7 protein-coding genes are annotated in these 6,000 nt (G+C 33.9%); 3 read left to right on the forward strand and 4 right to left on the reverse strand.

Annotated features, from left to right (window positions below; all coding sequences use genetic code 11):
• Window positions 1-705 precede the first annotated feature (705 nt).
• Entirely contained in the window at window positions 706-1,332 is a 627-nt protein-coding gene (locus VKY41_RS08575; RefSeq protein WP_500814033.1) for a MarC family NAAT transporter, read from the forward strand.
• On the opposite strand, the gene VKY41_RS08580 is transcribed toward VKY41_RS08575, so the two are convergent.
• Together VKY41_RS08580 and VKY41_RS08585 are read right to left on the reverse strand one after the other, a co-directional pair.
• On the reverse strand, window positions 1,309-1,926 hold the full coding sequence (locus VKY41_RS08580) for a hypothetical protein (protein ID WP_500814034.1): 618 nt from the start codon (window positions 1,924-1,926) through the stop codon (window positions 1,309-1,311). The genes VKY41_RS08575 and VKY41_RS08580 overlap by 24 nt on opposite strands.
• A gap of 39 nt (window positions 1,927-1,965) precedes the next feature.
• A complete protein-coding gene (locus VKY41_RS08585) occupies window positions 1,966-2,781 on the reverse strand; it encodes a DUF5694 domain-containing protein (RefSeq protein ID WP_500814035.1) in 816 nt (271 codons plus the stop codon).
• 433 nt (window positions 2,782-3,214) lie between these two features.
• On the opposite strand from VKY41_RS08585, the gene VKY41_RS08590 reads away from it, so the two are divergent.
• Together VKY41_RS08590 and VKY41_RS08595 are read left to right on the forward strand one after the other, a co-directional pair.
• Complete coding sequence (locus VKY41_RS08590) at window positions 3,215-3,337, forward strand: hypothetical protein (protein ID WP_500814036.1); 123 nt, start codon at window positions 3,215-3,217, stop codon at window positions 3,335-3,337.
• Window positions 3,338-3,430: 93 nt separating this feature from the next.
• Window positions 3,431-4,135: a T9SS type A sorting domain-containing protein gene (locus VKY41_RS08595; protein ID WP_500814037.1), complete on the forward strand. Its 705-nt coding sequence runs from the start codon at window positions 3,431-3,433 to the stop codon at window positions 4,133-4,135.
• Between the two features lie 223 nt (window positions 4,136-4,358).
• On the opposite strand, the gene VKY41_RS08600 is transcribed toward VKY41_RS08595, so the two are convergent.
• Together VKY41_RS08600 and VKY41_RS08605 are read right to left on the reverse strand one after the other, a co-directional pair.
• Window positions 4,359-4,940 carry a hypothetical protein gene (locus VKY41_RS08600; RefSeq protein ID WP_500814038.1) on the reverse strand — a complete coding sequence of 194 codons (582 nt, stop codon included), beginning with the start codon at window positions 4,938-4,940 and terminating at the stop codon, window positions 4,359-4,361.
• A gap of 156 nt (window positions 4,941-5,096) precedes the next feature.
• Window positions 5,097-5,930, reverse strand: a complete 834-nt coding sequence (locus VKY41_RS08605) for an arylamine N-acetyltransferase family protein (RefSeq protein WP_500814039.1) — start codon at window positions 5,928-5,930, stop codon at window positions 5,097-5,099.
• Between the last annotated feature and the right edge of the window lie 70 nt (window positions 5,931-6,000).

The following is a 6,000-nucleotide window of genomic DNA, read 5'->3' on the forward strand; positions in this document are numbered from 1 at the left end:
GGAATGGCCTCGAGATAAGCACCCTGATAGTAGTTATTAATTCCTATTTGGTTCATGGTTAGTGCTTTGCCCTTTTTCCATCCGATATCATGGGCTAGTGCGAACCCTTGTTCTCCATATTCTATTCCTTTCTTGGGGTCAATCGTTTTATATTCCCAACTTATATCATTAAGTAACTTGATCTTATTCGTATCGAGTTTGGCTTTTGTTAGCTCTATCAAAAGAGAATCTAGAGCGTGCGAGTTTGAGGTTTGTGCCATTAAGGTATGGGTGTTACTAAAGTGTAATAACGCCATAAAATAGGCAAGTGCGAAAATAGACTTAGACGTCATAATAGATCCTTTTTGAGTTAGCAAAAGATTCTAAGGGCAGCGTTACTAAATTTAAGCAATATTTACATGATTTACGTGATTTTATTTGTTAAATACTGAAAATCATTGATATATGAGATGGGGGAAGGGTTTTGGAATGAATCATGGTTCTATTACATTTTCGTTAGAATGCAGGGGGAGCATGTTACCTGCTTTGCTTATTTTTTGCAAAATTCCTTCAAGCGAATGGTCTGATTGGTTGCTTTTATAGGTCTTTTGGTGATTGAATTTATTGGTTCTTATCCTCTTTTTATGAAACAATTACTTAACCTAAACTTCGCATAAATTTTATTTAGAAAAACCGTAATAAGGCGACTTTTACTGAAAAAAAGATATGGAATTATTTATTATGATTTTTGGAGCTTTGGTATCTGTTATGAACCCATTTGGTACCGTTCCTGTTTTTGTTGGTTTAACCCAAGAGCACAATAAATCTGAGCGGAATAAAATTGCATTTTTGACCTCAGTAAATGTTTTAGTTATATTACTCATTTCATTTTTTGCGGGGAAGTTTATTTTAATGTTTTTTGGCATAACGATAAATTCCTTAAAAATGGCGGGTGGTCTAATAATAGCTTCCTCCGGTTTTGCTTTATTGACAGGGGAGTTTAATAAACATAAGGGGATGAAAAAAGAGCGTGTAAAAAAAGATATAAAAAACCGATCTGAAATATCATTAACCCCATTGGCTATGCCTATGATAGCAGGTCCGGGAACCATTTCGTTATTAATAGCCTATAATCAAGAGTTCGACCAATTGCATGACGTATTCCTGATACTTGGGGCCATTGTGTTAGCGGTACTTTGTATATATATTGTATTGAAAAGTTCGTTTTATATTGTTAAGGTACTTGGGGCATCAGGCATAAATGCCTTATCTAGAATTATAGGATTTATAGTCATTGCCATAGGTGTTGAGTTTATATTTTCAGCGCTTTTAAGTGTGTTTTTTGTGGGCTAAGGGTATTGACTGTTTATAAGGTTGTTTATTACTAATTTGGTAAAGTGACCTGTGGCGGGTTTGTGAGTAATTAAGTTTACGCTTTGCTCTGCATAGTTTTTTATTCATTAATATTTTAATGAGGTATATAATTGGCAATCCAATAAACATTATTGGCAAAATGGGGTACAAATACTTATTAAAATTAGTTTCGTTGCCAAGTCCATTCAGGATGGAAGTAAGTGTCATGAATAAGCATATAATGGCAAGCAGGAGTCCTAAAATTCGCCACATTTGGGTAGACATTTTATAGAGGAATTCCACGTTTTTATTATTTACTTCTGTGGGATTATTGAAAAACCAAAGATGATTATTTAGTTTATAAATAGCTATTGCGATGAGACCAAAAAGTATGGGACTTACCCATAATAGGTCTTTTGTTCCAAATCCGTTTTTGTCTTTAGAAGGCCAATTAAAGTAAATTGGAAGTTTTTCTGGAAGTTGCTTGTAATAAACACCAATTAACAGCGCTGAAATCAAAATCAGTGCAAAAGTTAGAATTTCGATTCCTTTATCCAAGCTGTCTTTCCTTATTTTTAGCTTCGAACGATTCATTTTTTAGATGACAAATTGCCGTTGATATACTGTGTCTTTTTAGTACTTGGTATATTCATTTGGGTTTTCCAATTGAAATCTCGGGTTGTTTTCTATAAAAACGTCAAAATAGGAGGTATGTGTTGCTCCTAAAAGGATAAAAACTCTATCATTTTCGGTCATTTCTATATCATTAAAATTGCTGTACATTTTTAAATTCCGTTGGTAGAATTTTGAGATTTCATCAACACCTTCTTGATTTCCTATGCTATGTTGTGTTGCCAGGAAATTGTACAAGTTAAATGTTTCCATTTTATAAGCTCTGGTGTTAATCGTTTTAAATTGTTCTTTAAGTTTCAAAGAATTTACCCTTTCGTAATTTTCCATCACTTCTACAACATACAGGCTGTCGTCAGTTTTTTTATTTGCAATTTCAACTAAGCTTAGGTAGTCAAATCCTGTTTGACTGTCTATTCCATAAATCCGATTTGCTCCACTTAATCGCGCCACTTCGAGTCCAATAGAATTTAATTCGTCAGAGTAGTTCAATCGTTCAGATTGGTCTTTTATATATTCTGAAAAGGTGGCCGCTATATAGTTGTTGTTTTTAGGTTCTAATTCGAGGCAAATAATAGTTGGTTTAAACGCCACGATTCTTTCAACGAGTTTTTTTAAATCAGCTTTTTCATTGGGGTCGTTCAAATTGATTTGGGAGGTATGAGCATCTGTTGTTTGGCTTAAATGTGTTGTTCCAAAGTTTAAGACTTTAATTTTTCCTTTTGTGTCATTTATTGGAATTTGCGAGTTGTTGAATTTCTGTTGTGTGTTACCCCCTAATAAGGCTAATAGGGCTAATCCAATTAGTATTTTATTCATTGATTTTGTTCGTTTTTTTGTGAATTAAGCTCGACCCCTTAAATGCGTAGTAATATAATCGATTTTGGTTTATGCTGTTTTTTTCTTGTTGATTTTTAGATAAAACAAGTAAGTTTTTGGAGGCAAAGAACATTTAGACTAATGAATTCGTGTGTCTGTTAGTTTATCCGTTAGACACAATTTTAATGTGTTTCTAACAGCTTGGTTAGACATCAGGAGTTTCATTTGGAATCCATTTGAACTTGGTAGGGGGTTAATTTACGCCCTTTGATGATGTAAACACCTAAGTTTTTGATTACCGGATTGGTGGCATTTGTGTCCTAAAACATTAGCGTGTTTAGTAATAATTAAAACTGTTAAACATTATCACAGATAGCGAATTTTTATGCATTTGTAATATCTTTGAGTATACATTAATAAAAAAAAATATACTATGACAAAAAATTACTTCTTATTATTTATGGCATTTTTAGCTAGTACAACTTTGATCCAAGCTCAAGAAACCACGATTTCTTTTGAAGCTGAAGAGGGATATGCGTTGGGTGATATAAACTAGCAACAAGGATGGACCACAACAAGTATTGGTTCAGGTGAATTTACAGATTTACAAATAGTATCTGAAGAAAGAGCAAAAACAGGAACGAGATCATTGAGAATTCTAAATGATCCGAATATACCAGCACAACCTTTTCCTGTTATGGGAGCCTTTCGTGTATTGGACAGCCCTTTAGATAAGTCAAACTTTTCTCTAAGCTATAGTATTAGTATTGATAGCTATCCAGGTAATAACTCTTCTGTTTTTGCTTTAGAATGTGGTAGTATTGTTGACGAAAAGTTGGTGTTAGAAATTTACTTTTCCTACGATGGTAAAATCCTAATTTTAGAGAATATTGATACAGGCTTTACTGAGATACAAGTTGGAATGTGGGATAGAAACACTTGGTATGATGTAACTGTTTCAGGGAATGAAAATGAAGTGCAATACTTCTTAAATGGTGCACTTGTTCACACAGGTGCCTTGTTATACAACATAGATGAGATCAGGTTTGCTCATGACAATTATTCTGGTGCTGCTTTTATTGATGATGTAAACATCAATTACGGATCATTAAGTGTTCAAGAGGAAACTTTAAATTCTTGGGCCATTTATCCTAACCCAGTAAAAGACATTTTATACATGGAAGGATTAGATCAGGTAAAAAGCTATGTGATTTATGATGTAGCTGGTAGAAAATTAGAGCAGTTTCATAATACTACGAAACAAATTAACGTAAGTCATTTAAGTAATGGTGTGTATTTATTACAAATACATACAGATAAAGGACAAGTTTCTAAAAAGTTTATTAAAAACTAATTGTTTTCATACGAGGTTAAAAGGCGGGATTTCCATAGAGGATGTCCCGCCTTTTTAATTTATTTCCATACTCCAAGTACAAAACGCGCTACTTTGTGTTTGTGGGGACGTCGTGAACTGTGTGAAACAACATTCCATGAGACCAGAGTGTCATTATCTAGCCAAGTGATTTTAGAGATTAGGATAGCGCTAGTTGTGCCTTAAATAGGCAGTTGTAAATGTTTTATTCAACCGTAAAATAATACTCTTTATCAGATTCATTTAGGTAGCGCCAAGAAACAGTACCACAACTATTGAATCCAATTTGATTTGGATGATTTTCTATAGGATAGTTGTCTATAATAAATTCATTTCTATTGAAGTTTTGAAGCATGCTATTAGGCCAACTAATAACATAATCCCCATTGGTGTTCGGTTTTAAGCCTATTCTATAGCTGTAATAATCATTGTTGTTTTCCAATTCTGGGAACGCTTTTAATTTTCCATTTTCACATGAAGGCATAAATGACAACTGACCTTTGTTTATAATGAGTTCAAATGCATCCACAGCATCTTTGCAGTTTGAAGCCTCTGTAGGTTCAATAAATTTATGAATTGAAAACTCGTCTGTATGAGGGTTCTCCAAAAAAATTGAATCGTTTACTGCTTCATCATAGACCTTGCTAGAAATTTTCCCACTTATCCAAATGGTGTCGTTCATGGAAAAACTATATTCTGGGGTGACCTGTGTTTTATACACATTATAGACTATTGTGTTCTCTTCAAGATCGTCCTCGCAGGTTGTTGCCATGAGGAGGGGTGCCATTACTATAAATTTCAATAAATTTTTAAACATATCTTTCTTTTATTTTTAGATGGAAAATACCTTGAAAGGTTGCGTCACATGTTTCATTAATTTAAAACCAACTAAAAAAAACGCATTCTCCTTGTCACTACAGATAAAGAATGTGAGTTATATTATTTATTTCAATGGTTTCAAATCCTTATACTCTGCATCGATTTTGATTCCAAATTCATTTTCGAGTATGGATAGATAAGAGGAGTCATCTTTAAGCCAGGTGATTTCTTCTTTTCCGTTTATTAACTTTTTAAACCTGTCATTAAAGACCGTCAGCATGCCGTTTTTTACAGGAAGCGCTGCAATTCTAGCATTAATAAAAAAGGAGTCTGGGCTGGTAGAGGTAAAGTGATTTCCTAGTTTAATATCTACATCAAAAACATGGCTCAGGTCGAAACTATACAAGTTTTTCCAAGTTTCATCCTGTTTATTTTGAAGCATATAACCAAACAATTCACTAGCTATTAACCTATAAGTTTGATTTTCAAATGTCACGGGTTTGTTGTAAACAAGCGGTATGGGAACTGGTGGAGACTCCGCTCCGAATCCTGCATCTACCAACCATTTTTTATCCTCTATAGTTACTAAAGTTGCTTGATGCGATCTACCACTTGGCTCTCCAGTTAGATGAACTCGTCCTAGCAAGGGGCGAGCTTCAAATCCAAAGGATTTAAGTGCTAATAAAAGAAGTCCGTTTAGCTCAAAACAGTATCCTCCACGTTGCTGTTTGACCAGTTTTTGAAATATGGATTCTGGATCAAGATGGATGCTTCTACCCAGGCAAATATCAAAGTTTTCAAAAGGAATGGTTATATGTTGCGCGTGGTGAATGGATTTTAAGCACTCAAAGCTTACAGAGATATTCCCGTTAAAGTTGATTCTTTTTAAATACGTCTGTCTATTAAATTTAAAATCGCTCATTTTAGTGGTGGTCATTTTCGTTTTCCATCCTTCCATTTTGTTGGATTTAGGTTGGATTCATACCAAACTTTAAAAGTATGAAATTACTTTCTGTTTAGGTATTAAC

Source organism: Xanthomarina sp. (genome assembly GCF_035306605.1).
Lineage (GTDB): Bacteria > Bacteroidota > Bacteroidia > Flavobacteriales > Flavobacteriaceae > Xanthomarina.